The sequence below is a fragment of the Alphaproteobacteria bacterium genome, assembly GCA_030739735.1.
Classification (GTDB): Bacteria; Pseudomonadota; Alphaproteobacteria; order UBA7887; family UBA7887; genus UBA7887.
On the sequence record JASLYQ010000006.1, the window covers coordinates 34157 to 51910 of the forward strand.

21 protein-coding genes and 1 pseudogene are annotated in these 17754 nt (G+C 63.9%); 7 read left to right on the plus strand and 15 right to left on the minus strand.

The window, feature by feature from the left end:
- Positions 1-47: 47 nt before the first annotated feature.
- The gene (locus QF629_04740; protein MDP6012840.1) at positions 48-704 is read right to left on the minus strand and encodes a thiamine phosphate synthase; all 657 of its coding nucleotides are present in this window, start codon (positions 702-704) and stop codon (positions 48-50) included.
- A 27-nt stretch (positions 705-731) separates the two neighbouring features.
- On the opposite strand from QF629_04740, the gene QF629_04745 reads away from it, so the two are divergent.
- Complete coding sequence (locus tag QF629_04745; GenBank protein MDP6012841.1) at positions 732-1424, plus strand: YggS family pyridoxal phosphate-dependent enzyme; 693 nt, start codon at positions 732-734, stop codon at positions 1422-1424.
- 166 nt (positions 1425-1590) lie between these two features.
- Here QF629_04745 and QF629_04750 read toward each other — a convergent pair whose 3' ends face one another.
- A complete protein-coding gene (locus QF629_04750; GenBank protein ID MDP6012842.1) occupies positions 1591-2073 on the minus strand; it encodes an Lrp/AsnC family transcriptional regulator in 483 nt (160 codons plus the stop codon).
- Positions 2074-2286: 213 nt separating this feature from the next.
- Between QF629_04750 and QF629_04755 the strand changes: the two genes are divergently transcribed.
- Positions 2287-3885: an aromatic amino acid ammonia-lyase gene (locus tag QF629_04755; GenBank protein MDP6012843.1), complete on the plus strand. Its 1599-nt coding sequence runs from the start codon at positions 2287-2289 to the stop codon at positions 3883-3885.
- Positions 3886-3897: 12 nt separating this feature from the next.
- Complete coding sequence (locus tag QF629_04760) at positions 3898-5187, plus strand: aminotransferase class III-fold pyridoxal phosphate-dependent enzyme (protein ID MDP6012844.1); 1290 nt, start codon at positions 3898-3900, stop codon at positions 5185-5187.
- 41 nt (positions 5188-5228) lie between these two features.
- Here QF629_04760 and ribA read toward each other — a convergent pair whose 3' ends face one another.
- Entirely contained in the window at positions 5229-6353 is a 1125-nt protein-coding gene (gene ribA / locus QF629_04765) for a GTP cyclohydrolase II (protein MDP6012845.1), read from the minus strand.
- Between the two features lie 156 nt (positions 6354-6509).
- On the opposite strand from ribA, the pseudogene QF629_04770 reads away from it, so the two are divergent.
- A pseudogene (locus QF629_04770) lies at positions 6510-6795 on the plus strand (DUF427 domain-containing protein).
- Positions 6796-6849: 54 nt separating this feature from the next.
- Positions 6850-7548 carry a response regulator transcription factor gene (locus tag QF629_04775; protein ID MDP6012846.1) on the plus strand — a complete coding sequence of 233 codons (699 nt, stop codon included), beginning with the start codon at positions 6850-6852 and terminating at the stop codon, positions 7546-7548.
- Here the strand turns inward: QF629_04775 and QF629_04780 are convergent.
- The 10 genes from QF629_04780 to rsmI all read right to left on the minus strand — a co-directional run bounded on the left by QF629_04780 (position 7530) and on the right by rsmI (position 14504).
- Positions 7530-8705, minus strand: coding sequence for an MFS transporter (locus QF629_04780; protein ID MDP6012847.1), 1176 nt, complete (start codon positions 8703-8705; stop codon positions 7530-7532). The genes QF629_04775 and QF629_04780 overlap by 19 nt on opposite strands.
- Positions 8702-9490, minus strand: coding sequence for an exodeoxyribonuclease III (locus QF629_04785; GenBank protein MDP6012848.1), 789 nt, complete (start codon positions 9488-9490; stop codon positions 8702-8704). Before QF629_04785 ends, QF629_04780 begins: the two co-directional genes overlap by 4 nt.
- A 1-nt stretch (position 9491) precedes the next feature.
- Positions 9492-10235, minus strand: a complete 744-nt coding sequence (locus QF629_04790) for a gamma-glutamyl-gamma-aminobutyrate hydrolase family protein (protein ID MDP6012849.1) — start codon at positions 10233-10235, stop codon at positions 9492-9494.
- Positions 10236-10262: 27 nt separating this feature from the next.
- Positions 10263-10415 carry a hypothetical protein gene (locus tag QF629_04795; protein ID MDP6012850.1) on the minus strand — a complete coding sequence of 51 codons (153 nt, stop codon included), beginning with the start codon at positions 10413-10415 and terminating at the stop codon, positions 10263-10265.
- Positions 10412-11059, minus strand: coding sequence for an outer membrane lipoprotein carrier protein LolA (locus QF629_04800; protein MDP6012851.1), 648 nt, complete (start codon positions 11057-11059; stop codon positions 10412-10414). Before QF629_04800 ends, QF629_04795 begins: the two co-directional genes overlap by 4 nt.
- A gap of 30 nt (positions 11060-11089) precedes the next feature.
- Positions 11090-11644: an orotate phosphoribosyltransferase gene (pyrE, locus tag QF629_04805; protein ID MDP6012852.1), complete on the minus strand. Its 555-nt coding sequence runs from the start codon at positions 11642-11644 to the stop codon at positions 11090-11092.
- 175 nt (positions 11645-11819) lie between these two features.
- The gene (gene gshB / locus QF629_04810) at positions 11820-12770 is read right to left on the minus strand and encodes a glutathione synthase (GenBank protein MDP6012853.1); all 951 of its coding nucleotides are present in this window, start codon (positions 12768-12770) and stop codon (positions 11820-11822) included.
- Positions 12767-13402: a BON domain-containing protein gene (locus QF629_04815; GenBank protein MDP6012854.1), complete on the minus strand. Its 636-nt coding sequence runs from the start codon at positions 13400-13402 to the stop codon at positions 12767-12769. Before QF629_04815 ends, gshB begins: the two co-directional genes overlap by 4 nt.
- Before the next feature lie 17 nt (positions 13403-13419).
- The gene (locus QF629_04820) at positions 13420-13605 is read right to left on the minus strand and encodes a hypothetical protein (protein MDP6012855.1); all 186 of its coding nucleotides are present in this window, start codon (positions 13603-13605) and stop codon (positions 13420-13422) included.
- Positions 13602-14504 (minus strand): 16S rRNA (cytidine(1402)-2'-O)-methyltransferase, encoded by a 903-nt coding sequence (gene rsmI, locus QF629_04825; protein MDP6012856.1) that lies wholly within the window; start codon positions 14502-14504, stop codon positions 13602-13604. The genes QF629_04820 and rsmI overlap by 4 nt, the downstream gene beginning before the upstream one ends.
- A gap of 32 nt (positions 14505-14536) precedes the next feature.
- Here rsmI and QF629_04830 point away from each other — a divergent pair, with 32 nt between their 5' ends.
- Positions 14537-15835, plus strand: a complete 1299-nt coding sequence (locus QF629_04830) for a penicillin-binding protein activator (GenBank protein ID MDP6012857.1) — start codon at positions 14537-14539, stop codon at positions 15833-15835.
- Positions 15836-16030: 195 nt separating this feature from the next.
- Here the strand turns inward: QF629_04830 and nth are convergent, their stop codons facing one another.
- Positions 16031-16660 (minus strand): endonuclease III, encoded by a 630-nt coding sequence (gene nth / locus QF629_04835; protein ID MDP6012858.1) that lies wholly within the window; start codon positions 16658-16660, stop codon positions 16031-16033.
- Between the two features lie 59 nt (positions 16661-16719).
- Here nth and QF629_04840 point away from each other — a divergent pair, with 59 nt between their 5' ends.
- A complete protein-coding gene (locus QF629_04840; GenBank protein ID MDP6012859.1) occupies positions 16720-16968 on the plus strand; it encodes a hypothetical protein in 249 nt (82 codons plus the stop codon).
- Here QF629_04840 and dapB read toward each other — a convergent pair.
- A complete protein-coding gene (gene dapB / locus QF629_04845; protein MDP6012860.1) occupies positions 16932-17744 on the minus strand; it encodes a 4-hydroxy-tetrahydrodipicolinate reductase in 813 nt (270 codons plus the stop codon). The genes QF629_04840 and dapB overlap by 37 nt on opposite strands.
- Positions 17745-17754 lie beyond the last annotated feature (10 nt).

The following is a 17754-nucleotide window of genomic DNA, read 5'->3' on the forward strand; positions in this document are numbered from 1 at the left end:
TATAGCACCGATCGGGATGGCCGAGAAGTCGTGGACTTGTTCCCGAATTAGCCCTTTTTGCTAGCGCGTCCCGCGGGATGAGTTGATTGGCAGCCATCGACCCACGCTGCTCCTTGCGTGGTCTCTGGGCGATCTGCCAGCGCCCCGAGCGCCGCGATACCGCAGGCGCCGCTGCCCCATAGACGGGTGGCGGTGCGGTCACTGATTCCGCCAAGCGCATAGACTGGCAATCGGGCCTGACGGACGAGGTTGGCGAAGCGCACAGGACCGAGCGCGTGGGCGCCGGGATGGCTGGCGGTGGCGAAGACCGGTGAGATCAGGCAGGCAGTGGCGCCCGCGCGCGCCGCGCGCACCAGCGCGGCCCGATCATGGGCCGCTGCGGTTACCATGTCGCGCTGGCGCCGGGCCCGCGCGACCAGGCCTTGTGGCAGGTGCACCCCGGCGCCGAGCGAAGCTGCCAGCCGGGCATCGTCGCCGATCAACAAGGTGAGACGCTGGCGCCGGCAAAGCCGGGCGAGGGCCTTGGCAAGGTGCGCCCTGTCCGGTGCATCGTAGTCGCGTAGCAGCACGGCCGAGCCCGCCGGCAGGTGCGCCGCGGCGGTGAGTGGATCGGCCAGGCGCTTGCGATCTACGATGAGGATCAACGGCGGCAGGCCGCTGCCGTGTCGCGAATTGAGTCGCCGAGCCCAGTTTGCTACGGTCATGCGCAGCACACTAGAGCATGACCGCCCATGGACGATACGCCCACCGTCGACATTGTCGCCAATCTCGCCGCCGTGCGCGCCCACATTGCTGACGCGGCAGAGGCTGTGGGCCGCGCGCGCGACGCCGTGACCCTGGTCGCAGTTTCGAAGAACTTTCCGGCCGAAAGTATCGTTCCCGTCCTCGAGGCCGGACAACGCGTGCTCGGGGAAAACCGCGTGCAGGAGGCGCAGGGCAAGTGGCCGGGTCTGCGCGAGCGGTTCGCCGATGTCACGCTGCATCTCATCGGCCCCCTGCAAACCAACAAGGCGCGCGAGGCGGTCGCCCTGTTTGATGTCATCGAGACCGTCGATCGGGCCAAGCTGGCGAAAGCCTTGCGTCAAGAGATGGACCGGCAGGGCTGCGAGCCCGTCTGTTACGTGCAGGTCAACACCGGCGCCGAGCCGCAGAAGGCGGGTGTGCTGCCCGGTGCCGCCGCCGCCCTCATAGAGACCTGCCGCGAGAGCCACCAGTTACCCCTGCAGGGGCTCATGTGCTTGCCCCCCATCGGAGACGACCCGGCGCGCCATTTTGACCTGCTCGCACGCATCGCCGAAAACAACGCTCTGCCAATCCTTAGCATGGGTATGACCGCGGACTTCGAAACCGCCATCACGCACGGCGCCACTCATGTGCGCGTCGGCACCGCAATCTTCGGGCCACGGCCGCCTCGGCAGCTCTAGGAAAGAGATGGGCCGCACCTGCGGGTGTGTACCGACCGGTTGTCCAGCTAATCTTTCTTACCGCCTTGACGGTCACTTGAAAACGAGCTTTTGCGTCTACTTCATTAATCTTGTGCTATCGCCAATTTTTTACAGCCGTCTGCAACGCCATTAGCCAGTGCAGTTATCAGCGCCCCCCCGTATTGGTCACCACGGGTAGCATGCCGTCTTCCTTGAGCCATTCCAGAACCACATGGGATTGCACGTGCGAGACCGCGGGATGCGGCAAGAGGACTTCGCTGATCAGGTGGTTCATCTGGTCGAGATCGGCGGTGGCAACGCGCAGCAGAAAATCGGTCGGGCCGGTCAGTTTGCAGGCCTCCAGGATCAACGGATTGAGTTCCAGCAGACGCAGGAAGGCATTGATGTCGTCATGTTGATGGTTGGCAAGGGAGACCTGAATAAAGGCGGAGATGCCGAGCCCCACTTTGCGCCGCGACAGGCGGGCACGGTACGACTTGATGATGCCGAACTCTTCGAGCCGGCGGCGCCGGCGGGCGCATTGTGATGGCGATAGTGCTGTTGCCTCTGCTAGGTCATGGCTCGTCATGCGGCCATCGCGCTGCAGGGCCTGCAAAATCTTGCGGTCGAAATTGTCGAGTGCATCCATGGTGTCTGTCTCCGCATTCACCTAAGTATGCCATATTATGGCATGAAATGATGTTTTGTGCGCTTATTCTCGACTATATCTCATAGATCATCGTGAAATCGCGCATTAAAGGCAGCGCACCCGCTTCATAGTCATGGTTGGCATTGGCCATGGTCGACCTTTGCGGCTGACCGACTGATCACTTTTCATGTGTCTCAGGCAGAGGATTCGACGATGTTGCAGAAGGTGCCGACCATTCCCGACGGCCATGATATGTGTCTCGAAACCATCGTTGCGGCGGCGCGCGATGCCAACAACCAGGTAATGATCACTGATGCAATCTGGGACCGCGTGAGCGCCTCGCGGGCGCTCCTCGACGAGTTTGTTGATAGCGGCCGTATCATCTACGGGGTGACCACCAGCGTCGGTGGCTTCGTCAACTGGCTGGTGCCGCCGCATCTGGCCGAGCAGGTGCAAAACAACATCCTACGCAACGTGCAGTCCAATGTTGGTGATGATCTCGACGACGTCTATGTGCGCGCCGCCATGCTGGCGCGCATCAATTCGCTCGCGCGCGGTAATTCGGCGATCTCGCTCGAGAATCTCGAAAAATATGTCGCCATGTACAATCGCGGCATCGTTCCCTGCATCCCGGAAAAAGGCTCGCTCGGCACCAGCGGCGATCTCGGCCCCTTGGCCTGCATCGCTTTAGTCGGCACCGGGCAATGGCGGGCGCGTTACCAGGGGCAGGCCATGCCCGGTGCCGAGGCATTGCGGCGCGCCAACATCGAGCCCATGACCCTATCCTACAAGGAAGGCCTGGCGCTGATCAACGGCACCTCGGTGATGACCGCGCTGGCCGCCTGCCACGTGGTCGCCGCCAAAAATTTGATCAAGGCGCATACCCTCGCTGCCTGCCTGACGCTGGAGGTGCTGAAGGCCAAGATCATGCCCTTCCATCCCGCGGCCCACAGGCAAAAGCCCCATCCTGGCCAGATCCGCATCGCCGACGCCATCTACACGACCTTAGCCGACAGTAAGATGATCGTTCAGGATCGTCAGGTGGAGGCTTGGTTGCGCAAGATGGCGAGTGACGAGCCGCGCGGCCTCGACGAGCAGATCGAGGACGCCTATTCGATACGCGCCACGCCGCAAGTGCTGGGTCCGGTGCTCGATACCACCCTGTTCGTCGAGCAGACCGTGACCACCGAACTCAATTCGTCGAACGACAATCCGCTGATCGTTGTCGAGGAGGGTGAGGCCATCCATAACGCCAATTTCCACGGCCAGTACATTTCCAATGCCATGGACCAGCTGGCAATCGTGCTCGTCACCCTGTGCAATCTGTCAGAGCGGCGCAACAACCGGCTACTGCATCCCAGCCTCAACGGCGATTTGCCACCCTTCCTCTGCGCCAGCAATCCGGGCATGAGCCAAGGCCTCATGGGCGGCCAGTTCATGGCTACCTCGCTGACCGCAGAACTGCGTCATACCGCGGCGCCGATCTCGATCCAGTCATTGCCGTCGACCGGCGATTTCCAGGACCACGTGTCGTTCGGTCTGGTCGCCGCGCGGCGCACGCGCGATACTCTCGCCGATGCCCGCCGCATCGTTGCCTATGAGTTGATCTGCGCCGCCCAGGCAGCCGATATCCGCGGCATCGACGGGCTCAGCTCGTCGACGCGGATGCTATACGGGATGGTGCGTGAGCACGTCCCCTATCTCGATCACGATGAGCCGCTAACCGACTACATCGAGGCTGTGGCAGCGTTGTTCGAGAGCGGTGCGCTGCTCGATGCGCTGCCCGAAGAGTGCGATGGCTACGACTGGTAGGAGCGCGCAGCCATGAGCAGCCAAGCGGCACGGGCAGTGGTGCTCGACACTGAGCAGTCGCTGCGGACCTATTCGCGCAAGACCCGCAAGAGCGCTGCGGCCCATGTTCGTGCCGATAAGTTACTGCCCGGCGGCACCTCGCGCCAGGCTGGCTATTGGGCGCCCTATCCGCTGACCTTCAAGCGCGCAGAGGGCCCCTTTCTCTGGGATATCGACGGTAACCGCTACTTCGATCTGATCAACAATTACACCGCCATGGTGCACGGCCATAGCTATCCGCCGATCGTCGAAGCGGCACGGCGCCATGCCGGGCGAGGCACCGGCTGGGTCGGCGGCAATCTCGAACAGCTCGAACTCGCCGAGGAAATCGTCGGGCGGGTGGCCGCGGTGGAACAGGTGCGCTTCACCAATTCAGGCACCGAAGCAGGCGCGCTGGCCTTCAATATAGCGCGAAAGTTGACCGGGCGGGAGAAGCTGCTGATGGCGCGCTACGGCTATCACGGCTCGCTGCTGGAATTTGAAACGGGCTCGTTTGGCCGTGAAGGGTCAGTGACGTTGTTGGCCGACTACAATGACTTGGCCGCATTCGAGCGCGTTATCGAGGAGCACGGTAATGAGATCGCGGCCGTTTTTCTCGAGCCGGTGCTGGGGTCGGGTGGTGTGGTGAGCGGTGATGCGCTGTTCCTGCACGGCGTGCAGGCGGCGGCACGCCAAGTCGGGGCGCTGCTCGTGCTTGATGAGGTGCTGACGTTGCGCTTCGCCCTTGGTGGCGTTCAAGGGCAGGTCGGGCTCACCCCCGATCTCACCATGTTCGGCAAGCTGATCGGCGGCGGCTATCCGGTCGGCGCCATCGGCGGGGCGCGGGATCTGCTAAAGATTTTCGCCCCCTCGGACCTGAAGCTGTTCCATACCGGCACCTTCAATGCCAATCCGGTAACCATGGCCGCCGGTTTTGTCTCACTCAACCACCTGACCGGCGAGCGCATCGACGCTATGGCGGGCGCTGCCAAGACATTGAAGTCCGGGCTTGCGCGCGCGGCGACAAAGGCCGGCCTGCCGCTCTCGATCAACCATCACGGCTCTTGCCTGAACCTTTATTTCAGCGAGCGCGCGCCGCGATCGTCGGTCGTCCGCGAGGATGGGCAGCTGCTTGGCGCCTTCCACATCGTGGCGATGAACCACGGCTTGTTCCTGGCGCCGCGCGGCATGATCGCACTGTCAACGGTCATGACTTCCGCTTACTTGGCCGAAATCCTGGAGCGGGCCGAGGCGGCGATGGCCGAGTTGGGGCAAACGGCGTAGCGCGGCCCCGCGCGCATCGCCACCATCAGGATCGCACCGCCCTAGAGCATATGACCGCCGCGTTTTGCCTTGGTCGCCAGATAACGGGAATTGTGGGCGTTGGCAGGAAAGCTGTGCGGCACGCGTTTTGCCACAGTCACGCCGCAGCGCTCCAGGCCCGCGATCTTGTCGGGATTGTTGGTCAGCAGACGCACCCGCTCGATACCGAGCTGGCCTAGCATCTCGGCCGCCACCCGGTAGTGGCGCTCGTCGGCGTCGAAGCCGAGTTGTTCGTTGGCCTCGAAGGTATCCAGGCCGTCGTCCTGCAGTTCGTAAGCGCGCAGCTTGTTGACTAGGCCGATGCCGCGGCCTTCCTGGGTCAGATAAAGCAGCACGCCGCCGCCGTTCTCGGCAATGAAGCTGATGGCGCCGCGCAACTGGTCACCGCAGTCGCAGCGCAGGCTGCCTACCAGATCACCGGTAAAGCACTGGGAGTGGATGCGCACCAGCACCGGGGTGTCCGGCGCCGGTGCGCCGATCATCATAGCCAGGTGCTCGCTGCCGCCATCGGCCGGGCGGAAGGCGACGATGGTGGTGTCCGGGGCATCGGCCAGGGGCACCTTGGCGGCGCTGACGCGGTTGAGCATGCCTGAGGCAGTGCTGCCGTAACGCTGGATATCCGCGGCGCTCACCGCCAGCAGACGCTTGGTGGCGCTGGCCTCGGCGGCATCGAGATGCCCGGTCAGGATCGCCGGCAGCAGGCTTGCGAGCTTAGCGAGGCGGATCGCGGCTAAATCGCGTGGCCCGGCTGTGGCGAGGGCAAGTCCAACGGCGCGCGCGCCGCTGGGATCGCCCGGCGCGGTGGTTGGGTCAGAAAGGTCGTGCACCTGCGCCGGGTCAACGGCGTCCGGCAGGGTCAGCGCCACGCCGGGCTCGTCATCCCGGGCCAATCCGAGAACTCTGGCGCGCTGTGCCGTCAGCACTAGTCTCACCGGACCTTGCGAGGCCTTGGCGAGACGGCGCAGGCGGGCAGCGTTGGCATATTCGCTCGACAGCACCAGCGAGGTGCCATCAGCGTCCTGCAATAGCACCATGCCACCGCGGCGCAGGTCGCCGATGGCGCGGTCCACGGCGATCACCGCGTGCGGCGTCTCGGCTTCGATCGGTTCGAAGGATGTCTCGTCCACGTCGTTCCCCTAGGATAGCATCATGCCGCCGCCGCGCTTTCATATATAGGCGTCCCGGACGCGGCACCAGTCCCGGCTACCGCAGGGCTCATTGACGCGGCCTGTACCGCGGCTAAACTTGCGGCAAAGACGGGGGCGAAACGTCCGGAGCATGCCATGGCTAAGGCTATGTGGAACGGTACGGTGTTGGCCGAGAGCGATCGCTTCGAGATCGTCGAGGGGAATTGTCTATTGCCCACCCGAGACCATCATGCGGGAGTTTTTCGTGGACAGCGACCACACCAGTTGATGTCCCTGGAAGGGCGAGGAGCCCTATTATTATGTGCGTGCAAACGGTGAAGAGAACCGAGGCGACGCCTATTACTATCTCGAAACCAAGACGGTGGCGGACAATATCGGCGGCCATATCGCCTTTTGGCACGGCGTGACGGTCGAGCAATAGACCGCGCCAAGAAATCTGACTAGGGAGCGGGCCCGTGGCGGAGCCTGAGCGTTGATGGAGCCGACCGGGGCGGAAAAGCGCATCTTGCTTGTCGAGGACGATGAACCCTTACGAGAGTCGCTGGCAGAGCAGCTGCACTTGCATCAGGAGTTTGAGGCTGTCGAGGCAAAAACCGCGGCCGAGGCGCTGGAGCTGACCGAGGCGCAGCGCTTCGATCTTATTCTGCTCGACATCGGCCTGCCGGACATGGATGGGCGCGAGGCCTGCCGCCTGATACGCCGGGCCGGGCACAAGACACCGATCATCATGCTGACGGGTGCAGATTCGGAGGCCGACACGATCCTCGGCCTCGATGCCGGTGCCAACGACTACATCACCAAGCCGCTCCGCCTCGGCGTTCTGCTGGCGCGTATCCGTGCCCAGTTGCGCCGTCACGAGCTGACCGATGACACGGCTTTCACCGTCGGCCCCTATGACTTCCAGCCCGGCAACAAGATGCTGGTAAAGGCCAACGGCAAGTGCAAGGTCCGCCTGACCGAGAAGGAGACGGCGATCCTTAAGTTTCTCCACCGCGCCGGCGACAAGGTGATTGGTCGCGACGTACTATTGGACGAGGTCTGGGGCTATAACGCGGCGGTCGCCACTCATACGCTGGAGACCCACATCTACCGTCTGCGCCAGAAGATCGAGACCGACCCGTCGAATGCGCAGATTCTGCTGACCGAAACCGGGGGCTATCGGCTGGCGCGCTGAGCCGCGCCCATCAGCCAGACGGCTAGGGCGAGCGCCGCCAGGGTTACAGCGCCAAATACAGGGCCGACGGCGCTCCAGTCATCGCCCATCAGCAGCAACGGCGGCAGCGCCAGCGGGCCGGCGAGCACGCCGAGATTGCGCCCAGCCATGAGAACGCCAAAGCTGCGCGCCATATCGAGTCCGGGTCCGGCGAGGCGGGCCGGCAGCGCGAACAGGCAGACCGTGACGAGACCGGTGCTGGCGCCATAGGAGAATAGCGACAGCAGACCGGTCCAGTCGGTGCCGGTGATCGGCACCAGCAGCCAGGTTGCCGCCTGTACTGCCAGCGCCGGCAGTAGCAACCGGGCGATTGCTACGCCGCGCCCTAGCAGGGCGCCGCCGAGCTGGTTGAACACGAGCACAATGGCAGGAGAGACCCCATAGCCCAGCACCACGGCGCCGATCGCCAGCTCGTGCGCCTCGACCAAAAACGACGGCAGCCATGTCATGTATGCCATGTACTGTATCGACCAGAGCGTAAAGAGCAGGGCGGCGGCGCGGATTGCCAGCCGGCGCGCGGGCGACGCGGGCGCCTCGTCCCGCGCCGCCGCGGCGGCCGTCTCAGGCGCGATTCGGCCGAGCCGCCGGGCCCAAACCGCAAGCAGCACGGCGGCGCCGAGCGAAAGCGCCCACAAGGCCTGCCAGTCGGCCTCCGTCGGCAGCGCCACGGCAACGGCGGTCAGCTGCCCGACCGGCATCCAGGCGGCGTAGAGTGCCATGACCGTAGCACGCTGGCCTGGTGCGGCGTGGCCGTTGGCGATCACCGCACCCGCCACGGCCAAGATGGCATAGCCAATCCCTTCGAGGGCACGGGCGAAAAGCATCGTGGCGCCGGTTTCAGGCCAGGCTAGGCCGAGTAGGCTGCCGGCCACAATCGTGCCGAAGGCTGTCATCACCAGCGTTCCGCCGTGGCCATGCGAGAGGCCACGGCCGACCGCGGCTGAGAGTACCAGGCCCGCCAGCGCGAAGACTGACATCAAAGCGCCGCCGAGCAGCTTGCTGTAGCCGAAGCTCTCGGTTATCGCTGGGAGTGCTAGCGGCAGCTTGAAATGGCAATAGGCAGCCAGCCAACCGATGGCTAGGCCGAAAATAACGCCTTCCCAGCGTGTTCGACTCACGGGTCTAGGTCGACGATGACCGGGGCGTGGTCAGACGGTCTCGGCCAGCCGCGGACGCGTCTAAGAATATAGCCGCCGGTGAGCGTCGGCGCTAGCTTCGGGCTCACCCAGATATGGTCGAGCCGACGGCCGCGGTCGGCCGCCTCCCAGTCACGCGCACGATAGCTCCACCAGCTGTAGAGTTTTTCCTCGGGTGGTACGAAGCGGCGCACCGCATCGACCCATTTGCGCGACGCGCCCAATGCATCTAGCCTCTCGATCTCGACCGGCGTGTGGCTGATGGTGCGCAGTAACTGCTTGTGCGACCAGACATCGGTTTTCAGCGGCGCAATATTTAGATCACCGAGCAGGATCTGCCGCGCCGGCTGGCGCGTGTCACGGAACCAGGTGCTCACTTCGTCGAGAAAGCCAAGTTTGTGCGCAAATTTCGGGTTCTTCTCTGTGTCCGGAATGTCGCCGCCCGCGGGAATATAAAAATTGTGTAGGACAATATTGCCGAGCAAACGAATCGAGAGGTGTCGCGATTCCGCCTTGCCCCACCATTCGCGTCGCGTCGGCCTGTCGAATGGTAAGCGGGAGAGAATGGCGACGCCGTGATAGCCCTTCTGTCCGTAGATGGCACGGTGTTCGTAGCCGAGATCGGCCAGATCATCATGTGGGAACAGTTCGTCGGCGACCTTTATCTCCTGCAGACAGAGCACGTCTGGCGCCGTTTCCTCGGTCAGCTGCACGACACCGTTAAGGCGCAGGCGTACGGAATTGACGTTCCAACTCACGATCCTCACGTCAACGCTCCCGGCACGCGGCACCAAAGGCCGTGAACAGAGCTTGCGACGCAGCGCTTTCCCAATAGCGCCATTCGGGATGCCATTGTACTGCGAGTGCCATCGTCTCGGCGTCTTCAATGCGCACGGCCTCGATCAGTCCGTCAAGCGCTATCGCTTCTATCACGAGGCCATTGCCGAGGCGATCGATGCCTTGCGAATGGACCGAATTGACGATGATCGTCTCTTCTCCGATGAGCCCATGGAGATGCCCGTCCTTGACCAGGCGAACGGGATGGGCAGGGCCGTACTGGATGTCGAGCGGCTGGCTCTCGTCGGCCCGGTGATCGTCGCGCCCTGGCATGTCGTGTACGGATTGGTGCAACGTGCCTCCGAGGGCGACGTTGAGTTCCTGGCAGCCGCGGCAGACGGCGAGTATGGGCAGGCCGGCGTCAAGCGCGGCGCGGATCAGAGGCAAGGTGGTGGCGTCGCGGCGCGCATCGTGCAGCGTTCCGGCGGCACTCGCTGGGCCGTCATAGTGGTGTGGCTCGACATTCGAGGCGCTGCCCGTGACGAACAGGCCATCGAGGCGGTCACAAAGCTCGGCGAAATCGGTATTGGGGCCAAAGGCGGGCAGCACCACCGGAATCGTGCCGGCTGCGCCGGCCACGGCAGCGAGATAGTTGTCGCCGGCGACATGGAAATTGTGCGGGCTCACATGCTTGACGCAGGCGGTTATGCCGACCAGGGGGGAAGGATCGCTCATGCGGCCTCGCTATCACGCCCACGCGGGCTACGGCAACAGCCCGCGCTCGCGATAAGCTGCCTCGGTCCCTGGATGGGTCGCCACGCCGCTCCGCCGATGCGGCGCGGTGACGCTCAATACTAGGGTCTCGGCAGTAGCGGGAAAGCTCAGCAGCAGCGCGGTCAGCGCCGCCGCCCTCACGGCAGCTGGCCGATGCGGAAATCTGGTTTGCGGGCGCTGGCGGGGAAATAGAACCAGTCGCGATCGAAGTTTTCGCCAACCACGGCATCGGTCAGGGTGACGATAGTGAGGAAGCCCTGAGCGTCGCGCACCTCCCATTGGCGCAGCGTCATCGGCGTTTCGTCGAACACCAACGTGACCGAGCCGGCGCCGGGGTCCTCGGCGTCCGCCAGCGTGAGCTTGAGCAGGCCGCTGCCGCGCGCCAGTTCGCGCACCTCGACGCCTTCGCCGAAGCGTACCTCTTCATCCAACAAGAATCGGAACGGCCCGGAATCCGCTGGAATATGGCTCACCTGGTCAAGCTCGGCGTCAAAATAGACTAGCCAGTTGCCCGTCGCCACCATCAGCACCTCGGTCGGTGCCGCATATTCAATGCGCACCAGACCCGGGCGCCAGAGCCACATGATGCCGCTGTCGAGAGTGCCGTCGGCGTTCGCCTGCAGAAAATTGGCGCGCAGAGTGGTCATCGATTCGAGATAGGCTTCGATGCGCTCGACCTCTTCACGGTCGCCAGCCGGCCAGATCTCGGGCGCCGCGGCCTCTCCCGCGCCAGCGGCGAGTACGACCAAGATGGCGGTGAGAAAGCGCGTAACCATAGACATCATGTGTGCCCCGTCAGTGCACCGCGCAAGACCTTACGAAGATGTGTCGAAGTCGCTTGCCTCGATCAGCGCGATCAGCTCGAGGCCATGTTCTGAGAGCGTGGCGCGAGCGCCCTCCAGGCGATCAACCACGGTGACGGCGAGCGAAACCTCGCCACCAACCTCGCGCACAGCCTCGGCGGCCTTGAGCGCCGAACCGCCGGTGGTGGTCACGTCCTCGACCACGACGACCTTGGCGCCGGGCTCAAGCTCGCGCTCGACCAAACGCCGCGTGCCATGGCCTTTCGGCTCCTTGCGCACGCAAAAGCCGTCGAGCGCGTGCCCGCGCTCGCGCGCTCGCAGGACCGCTGCCATGACCACCGGCAGGGCCCCCATCTCAAGGCCGGCCACATAATCCACCTCGCGGTTCTCGATGGCGTCGAGCAGCACATCGCCGATGATCGTCGCGCCCTCGCCATCGAAGGTGGTTGGCTTCATGTCGAAATAGAACCGGCTAGTGGCGCCCGAGGTGAGCGTCATCTCCTTGCCCGTGATCAGAGACCGCTCCCCCACGATCTCGATCAGTCGCGCCTTCACATCCATCTTCATGTTGTTTCCGTCCATTTGCGCCACACTGCGCGCTGTGTAGCACAGTGACAGCAGCCTACGCATCGGCGGATAGGCTAGCCTGGACCGCAGCTTTGAGCAGAACAAGATCGCCGTTAGAGGCGAACCAGACGTCAATCCACGGGTGTCGCCTGATTTCGGCTCACGAATGTGATCCCTATGTCCCTGTCAGTGCTTTGCTTTCGATGGCGTCCCAGATGGCAGCGGCAAGGTCGTTGCCGTCGAAGCGCGAGATCTCTTGGATGCCGGTGGGCGAAGTAACATTGAGCTCGGTCAGCCAATCGCCGATCACGTCGATGCCGGTGAAGATCAGGCCGCGTTTTTTCAGCGCCGGGCCGATGGCAGCGCATATTTCCTGCTCGCGGGGCGTCAGCGCTGTTGCTTCCGCTCTGCCGCCCACATGCAGGTTGGAGCGTGCCTCACCCTCCGGCGGCACCCGGTTCACCGCGCCCACGGCCTCGCCGTCGACAAGAATGATGCGTTTGTCCCCAGCGCGCACCTCCGGCAAGTAGAGCTGCACCACGACGGGCTCCCGGTAGAGATCGGTGAGCAGCTCCAGAAGCGCGTTCAGGTTCTCGTCGCCCTTGCTGATATGGAAGACACCGGTGCCGCCGTTGCCGTAAAGCGGCTTGATGACAATGTCCTCGTGGCGGGCGCGAAAAGCGTCGATCTCACTGCGGTCCAAGGTGATGAGCGTTGGTGGCATCAGGCCTTCGAACTCTGTTACGAAAAGCTTTTCCGGTGCATTTCGCACATGCGCCGGATCGTTCACCACGAGCGTGTTGGGGTGTATGCGCTCAAGTAGATGGGTGGCTGTAATGTAGGCCATGTCGAAGGGCGGGTCTTGGCGCATTAGCACCACGTCGACGTCAATGAGGTCGATGGTGCGCGCCTCGCCGAGTGTAAAATGGTTGTTGTAGGCGCGGCGCACATCAAGTGGATGTGTCTGAGCCACCACGCGGCCTTCGCGCAGGCTGAGAGCGCGCGGAAGATAATGTAGCAGGCTGTGGCCGCGCGCTGTTGCCTCGAGCGCCAAGGCGAAGGTCGAATCGGCATCGATATCGATCCCCTCAAGGGGATCCATCTGGATAGCGACCGTGAGGCTCATTCGGTAGCGGCGGCGGAGCGCGAGGGATCGTCCTTCATCACCACATGCGCGACCACCCTTCGCACATAAGGCATGTCGCGGGCATGCGCGAGCACCTGCTCGAGCTCGTCCTGGCTCTGGCCGATGCCGAGCAGGTAGATGCTGCCGCCGACGGTGACGATGGTGTAGTTGACGTCATAGATCTCAGTATCGCCTAGCATACGGACGCGCAGGCGCATGCTAATCCAGCGATCACGCACGATCTCCAGCGCGTCGAGCTCGCCGACGCGGACCTCGTTGATCACCGTGGCTACGCCGTCGACTTTCCAGGCGATCAACGCCGCCTGGTCAACAAGCTGCTGGGTCTTCACTTGGCCGGTCAACAACACTCGAGCTTCCATCACATCGACGTTGACCTTGCGATAAAGGTCATCGATATGGGCCTGGAACAGTGCTTCCGAGATTTGCAAGTTGATGCCCGCATCGTCAACTGCGTCGCCGGCTGAGCGCTCCTGGGCGATAACCACGCCGGTGGCGGTGGTGGCACTAATGCCCACGCCGAGCGGACTACAAGCACCTTGCATGAGCGCCGCCAGCAGCACCAAGAACAGGCCGACGCGATACGCCGGGCGTTGGGAAGGTATAGGGGCCATAGAAATTACACGCTCAGCTAAGGTTCAACCAACATCACGTCGAAGCGGCCACAGAGTGCCGCGAAGCGTGGGTGCCGCGCAAGGAACATTTCCGCCGCGGGTACAATGCGGTGGTGCCAACCCTTGACCGCACCGCGGTAGGGCACAAAATCGATCTCGCCAACCAGCGTGGCTAAAGCGCAACGCCCGACGGCGTGCTTCACGGCTCCGCGCTATCGCCTTGCCGGCGCAGCGTCACGGCGCGGGCATAGAGTTGGCGCCGCGGCAAGCCTGTCGTTGCCGCCACTTTCGCTGCCGCGTCCGAGGCTGAGGCGTTAGTCAGCGCCTTGCGTAGGCGGGCATCTACTTCGCCGGCATCCGTGGTGACGCCGGCGTTCTCGGGCGGGGCAATCACAAGTACTGTCTCGCCTTTGGGTGGGGCGTCGGCGAAGCGGGAGGCGAGCTTGGACAAAGGCTCGCGCAGCATAGTTTCATGGAGTTTGGTCAATTCCCGCGCCAAGGCCGCCTGCCTATCGCCGAGCGCCTCGACAAGTGCCGTGCAGGTCGCGGCGAGGCGGCGCGGCGATTCGAGTAGCACCAGCGTTGCCGACACCTCGGCGAGCCCGGCGAAGAAAGCCCGGCGTGCCCCGGCTTTCGCTGGTGGAAAGCCGGCATAGAAAAAGCGGTCCGTTGGCAGGCCCGAAGCAGTCAACGCCGCCAGCACCGACGAGGGGCCTGGGATTGGGATCACGGACACGCCTGCCGCTGCGGCCTCGGCGACCAGGCGGTAGCCGGGATCGGAGATCAACGGCGTACCGGCATCGCTGATCAGCGCCACGGCCTCACCGCCGGCAAGTCTGGCAAGCAGGCTGGGCAGGGCACGCCGGGCATTATGCTCGTGATAGGGCGTCAGGTGGGTCGAGATTCCGTGGGCCTGCAGCAGGCGCCCGCTGCGGCGCGTATCCTCGCAGGCCACCACATCGGCGTCCGCTAGCACATCGAGGGCACGCAAGGTAATGTCACGCAGGTTGCCGATCGGTGTTGCTACGAGATAGAGACCCGGCGGCAGTTTACTTGGCCGGCCAGCGGAGCTACCGTCATTTGATGAGGCAGTTTCAGACACTGTGGCTCCCCGCCCTCGTCGCGGCTGCATCGTTGAGCTTGCTCGCCGCCTGTGCTGACACCGTAACGCCGCTGCTTGAGATCATGCAAGGTGAGCCGCCGTCGACCGAAGATGAGGTCGTTCCCGTGGTGCCGGCTACTCAGGTTGATCTCGAGCCCCTCAACCTGCCAGCACCAGAGACGCCGTTGACCGAAGACGAGATCCTGCCCGTGGTGCCGGCTATCGAGGTTGATCTCGAGCCCCTCAACCTGCTGGCGCCTGAGATGCAGCCACCGCAGGTCGTGGATCGAGAGCCGGGCGCAGTGCGCGTCGCCATTCTGCTCCCTTTGAGCGGGCCGGGAGCAGGCGTTGGCCTGGCGTTTCTCAAAGCGGCGCAGCTGGCGCTGTTTGACCATGCGGGCGACGACTTTGTGCTCATGCCCAAGGATACCGCCGGTACCAACTTCGGTGCCGAGCAGGCCATGCGCGAGGCGCTTGTCGACAGTGCCGATATCGTGCTCGGGCCGCTGACCGCCTCCTCGGTGCGCGCAGTCAGCCAATTGGCACAAAGCCGCAGCGTGCCTATTCTCGCCTTCACTAATGATAGCTCGGTGGCACGCGCGAACGTCTATGTACTTGGCATCACCCCGGCACAGGAGGTCGAACGCATCGTCGGCTATGCCGCCAGCAATGGCTATGCGCGTATCGCGGCCCTGGTGTCAGAAGACGAATATGGCACGGCAGTGCAACAGAGCCTGATACAGTCGGCTGCGCGGCACGTCGCAGACGTGGGCCAGGTGGAGTATTTCGTGCCCGGCCAGGTCAGCGCCGGCGAAAGTGTGCCAGTGCGCAGCCTGGTCTCGAGCGGCGGTTTCGATACGTTGCTGATTGCAGCGGGTGGGCGCGAGTTGCGTCTATTGGCGCCGCTCTTCCCCTATTATGACCTTGACCCGGACGAGGTGCGCTTTCTCGGCACGAGCTTGTGGGGGATTGACCAGGCGGTGATCGGCGAACCGGCCCTGATTGACGGCTGGTTCGCGGCGGCGCCCGATGACGATTTTGCGGGCTTTGCCGCGCGCTACCACCGCGCTTATGGGCGCAAGCCGCCGCGCCGGGCCTCGCTCGCCTACGACGCGCTGGCGCTCACCGCGCTGCTCGCCAATGCGCCAGGCGGGGCTGATTTCAGCCGCGAGACTCTGACCAACGACGAAGGCTTCGTCGGCATCGACGGCCTCTTCCGCCTGCGCGAAGATGGCTATGGTGAGCGTGCGCTGGCGGTTTACCGCGTTACCGCGCGAGGCTTTGAGGTCATCGACCCCGCGCCGACGGCGCTGGGCGGAGCAGTGTTTTAAGAAATTACAAAGGTAACTACTTCCATGTGGGTGGCCTGCGCTTTGGATCGATGATTGCCATTCACGTAACCACTGGTGAGGCAACGGGTTGCTGACTGCCACAGGGTGGCCCTCTGCGGCCTCGGTCTCACCAGCGGATGTGTTGTTCGCTCACCATCAATCCAAGGTGCTTTCGGCAGGTCTCTTTCGGCGGCGTTATGTTTTCTCCTGCCATGCGCACAAATTCCGGATCGGGCAGTTGGGGCAATTCGGCTTACGCGCCTTGCAGCGATAGCGGCCGTGCAGGATAAGCCAGTGGTGGGCGTGCTGCTGAAAGCGCTTCGGCACCGCCTTCATCAGCTTCTCTTCGACCGCCAGTGGCGTTTTCCCCGGTGCCAGCCCGGTGCGATTGGCGACGCGGAAGACGTGGGTGTCGACGGCGATGGTAGGCTCGCCGAAGGCGGTGTTGAGCACCACGTTCGCTGTCTTGCGCCCGACACCGGGTAGCGCTTCGAGGGCGGTCCGGTCGCGTGGCACCCGACCGTCGTGCTCAGCGATCAGTTTTTGGCTCAATGCGATCATGTTCTTCGCCTTGTTGCGGAAGAGGCCGATGGTCTTGATCATCTCGCGCGCCTTGGCCTCGCCGAGCGCCACCATGGCTGTGGGCGTGTCGGCGACGGCGAATAATGGCCCGGTCACTTTGTTGACCCCGACATCAGTCGCCTGGGCTGACAGCATCACGGCTACCAGCAGCGTATACGGATTTGTCGAGACCAATTCTGTCTGCGGCGCCGGGTCTAGGGCGGACAAACGCTCGAACATCTCCTCGCGCTGGGTGGGTCGCATTAGCGTGACCTCCTGGACGGGTTTTTGATAAGACATGGCCGCGGTTCTATCATCGAGCAATGGAAGCACGCCGCAATCCTGATGCTCAGCCAGCAAATGCAACGCAGCCCGTGCTGTTTGACGCTGTGGTGCGCCCGCACCGCTGGCTGAGCGGGCTCGGCTTCGCCGTGCTCATGGCGACGGTCGGGGTGGTTATCTTCGATGAGCACCCTGGCGTTGCCGAGTTTGTTGTTCTTGCGACGATGCTGGGCGTCTTGGTGCTGATAGGCGGTCAGTCCAATAAACCGAGGACCTCCGCCATTCCGTAAAGACCCGGCGCCCGGTCGCGTGTCCAGAGCGCGGCGCGGACAGCGCCATTGGCGAAGATATCGCGGGAGCCCGCGCGGTGGCCAAGCTCCACACGCTCGCCTTCGGCGGCGAAGATCGCGCAGTGGTCACCCACCACGTCGCCGCCGCGTAAGGCCGCAAAGCCAATATCGCCGGATCGCCTGGCGCCCGTGATGCCATTGCGCCCGCGCGCCGAAACTGCGTTGAGATCGACGCCACGCCCCGCCGCGGCGGCACGGCCGAGGCCCAGCGCTGTACCCGACGGCGCATCAACCTTGTGGCGGTGATGCATCTCGACGATCTCGATGTCGTAGTCGTCACCTAGCACGGCCGCGGCGCGCCGGGTCAGGGCAAAAAGTAGATTGACACCCACACTCATATTCGGCGCCCAGACGAGGCAAGCTGTCTCTGCTGCTACTTGCAATGCGGCGGTCTCGGCGTCGTCAAGCCCAGTGGTGCCGATGACATGCGCAGTACCGCTCTCCGCCGCTAGCGCTACATGCGCCGCCGTTGCCGCCGGGCTGGAAAACTCGATCACCACGTCGGACGCGACGAACATGGCAGCGGCATCCTCGCCGATCGCCACGCCCCTTTCGCCGATCCCGGCCAAGCTGCCCGTATCTTGCCCGATCGCGGCGTGCCCGCTCCGCTCAATCGCCGTCACCAGTCGACAGCCCTCGCACGCGTCGATGCGCCGCACCAAAGCCCGCCCCATCCGCCCCGCCGCGCCGACCAGACCGACCGATAACTCACTCATGGCGTCCCCC

Excerpts from the sequence above, each read along its gene's own strand:
- QF629_04840 (MDP6012859.1), top strand. The coding sequence starts at position 16,720 with ATGGAAGCACGCCGCAATCCTGATGCTCAGCCAGCAAATGCAACGCAG.
- QF629_04760 (MDP6012844.1), top strand. The coding sequence starts at position 3,898 with ATGAGCAGCCAAGCGGCACGGGCAGTGGTGCTCGACACTGAGCAGTCG.
- pyrE (MDP6012852.1), bottom strand. The coding sequence starts at position 11,644 with ATGAAGATGGATGTGAAGGCGCGACTGATCGAGATCGTGGGGGAGCGG.
- nth (MDP6012858.1), bottom strand. The coding sequence starts at position 16,660 with ATGCGACCCACCCAGCGCGAGGAGATGTTCGAGCGTTTGTCCGCCCTA.
- dapB (MDP6012860.1), bottom strand. The coding sequence starts at position 17,744 with ATGAGTGAGTTATCGGTCGGTCTGGTCGGCGCGGCGGGGCGGATGGGG.
- QF629_04800 (MDP6012851.1), bottom strand. The coding sequence starts at position 11,059 with ATGATGTCTATGGTTACGCGCTTTCTCACCGCCATCTTGGTCGTACTC.
- gshB (MDP6012853.1), bottom strand. The coding sequence starts at position 12,770 with ATGAGCCTCACGGTCGCTATCCAGATGGATCCCCTTGAGGGGATCGAT.
- QF629_04755 (MDP6012843.1), top strand. The coding sequence starts at position 2,287 with ATGTTGCAGAAGGTGCCGACCATTCCCGACGGCCATGATATGTGTCTC.
- QF629_04750 (MDP6012842.1), bottom strand. The coding sequence starts at position 2,073 with ATGGATGCACTCGACAATTTCGACCGCAAGATTTTGCAGGCCCTGCAG.
- QF629_04745 (MDP6012841.1), top strand. The coding sequence starts at position 732 with ATGGACGATACGCCCACCGTCGACATTGTCGCCAATCTCGCCGCCGTG.
- QF629_04740 (MDP6012840.1), bottom strand. The coding sequence starts at position 704 with ATGACCGTAGCAAACTGGGCTCGGCGACTCAATTCGCGACACGGCAGC.
- QF629_04790 (MDP6012849.1), bottom strand. The coding sequence starts at position 10,235 with ATGAGCGATCCTTCCCCCCTGGTCGGCATAACCGCCTGCGTCAAGCAT.
- QF629_04815 (MDP6012854.1), bottom strand. The coding sequence starts at position 13,402 with ATGGCCCCTATACCTTCCCAACGCCCGGCGTATCGCGTCGGCCTGTTC.
- QF629_04775 (MDP6012846.1), top strand. The coding sequence starts at position 6,850 with ATGGAGCCGACCGGGGCGGAAAAGCGCATCTTGCTTGTCGAGGACGAT.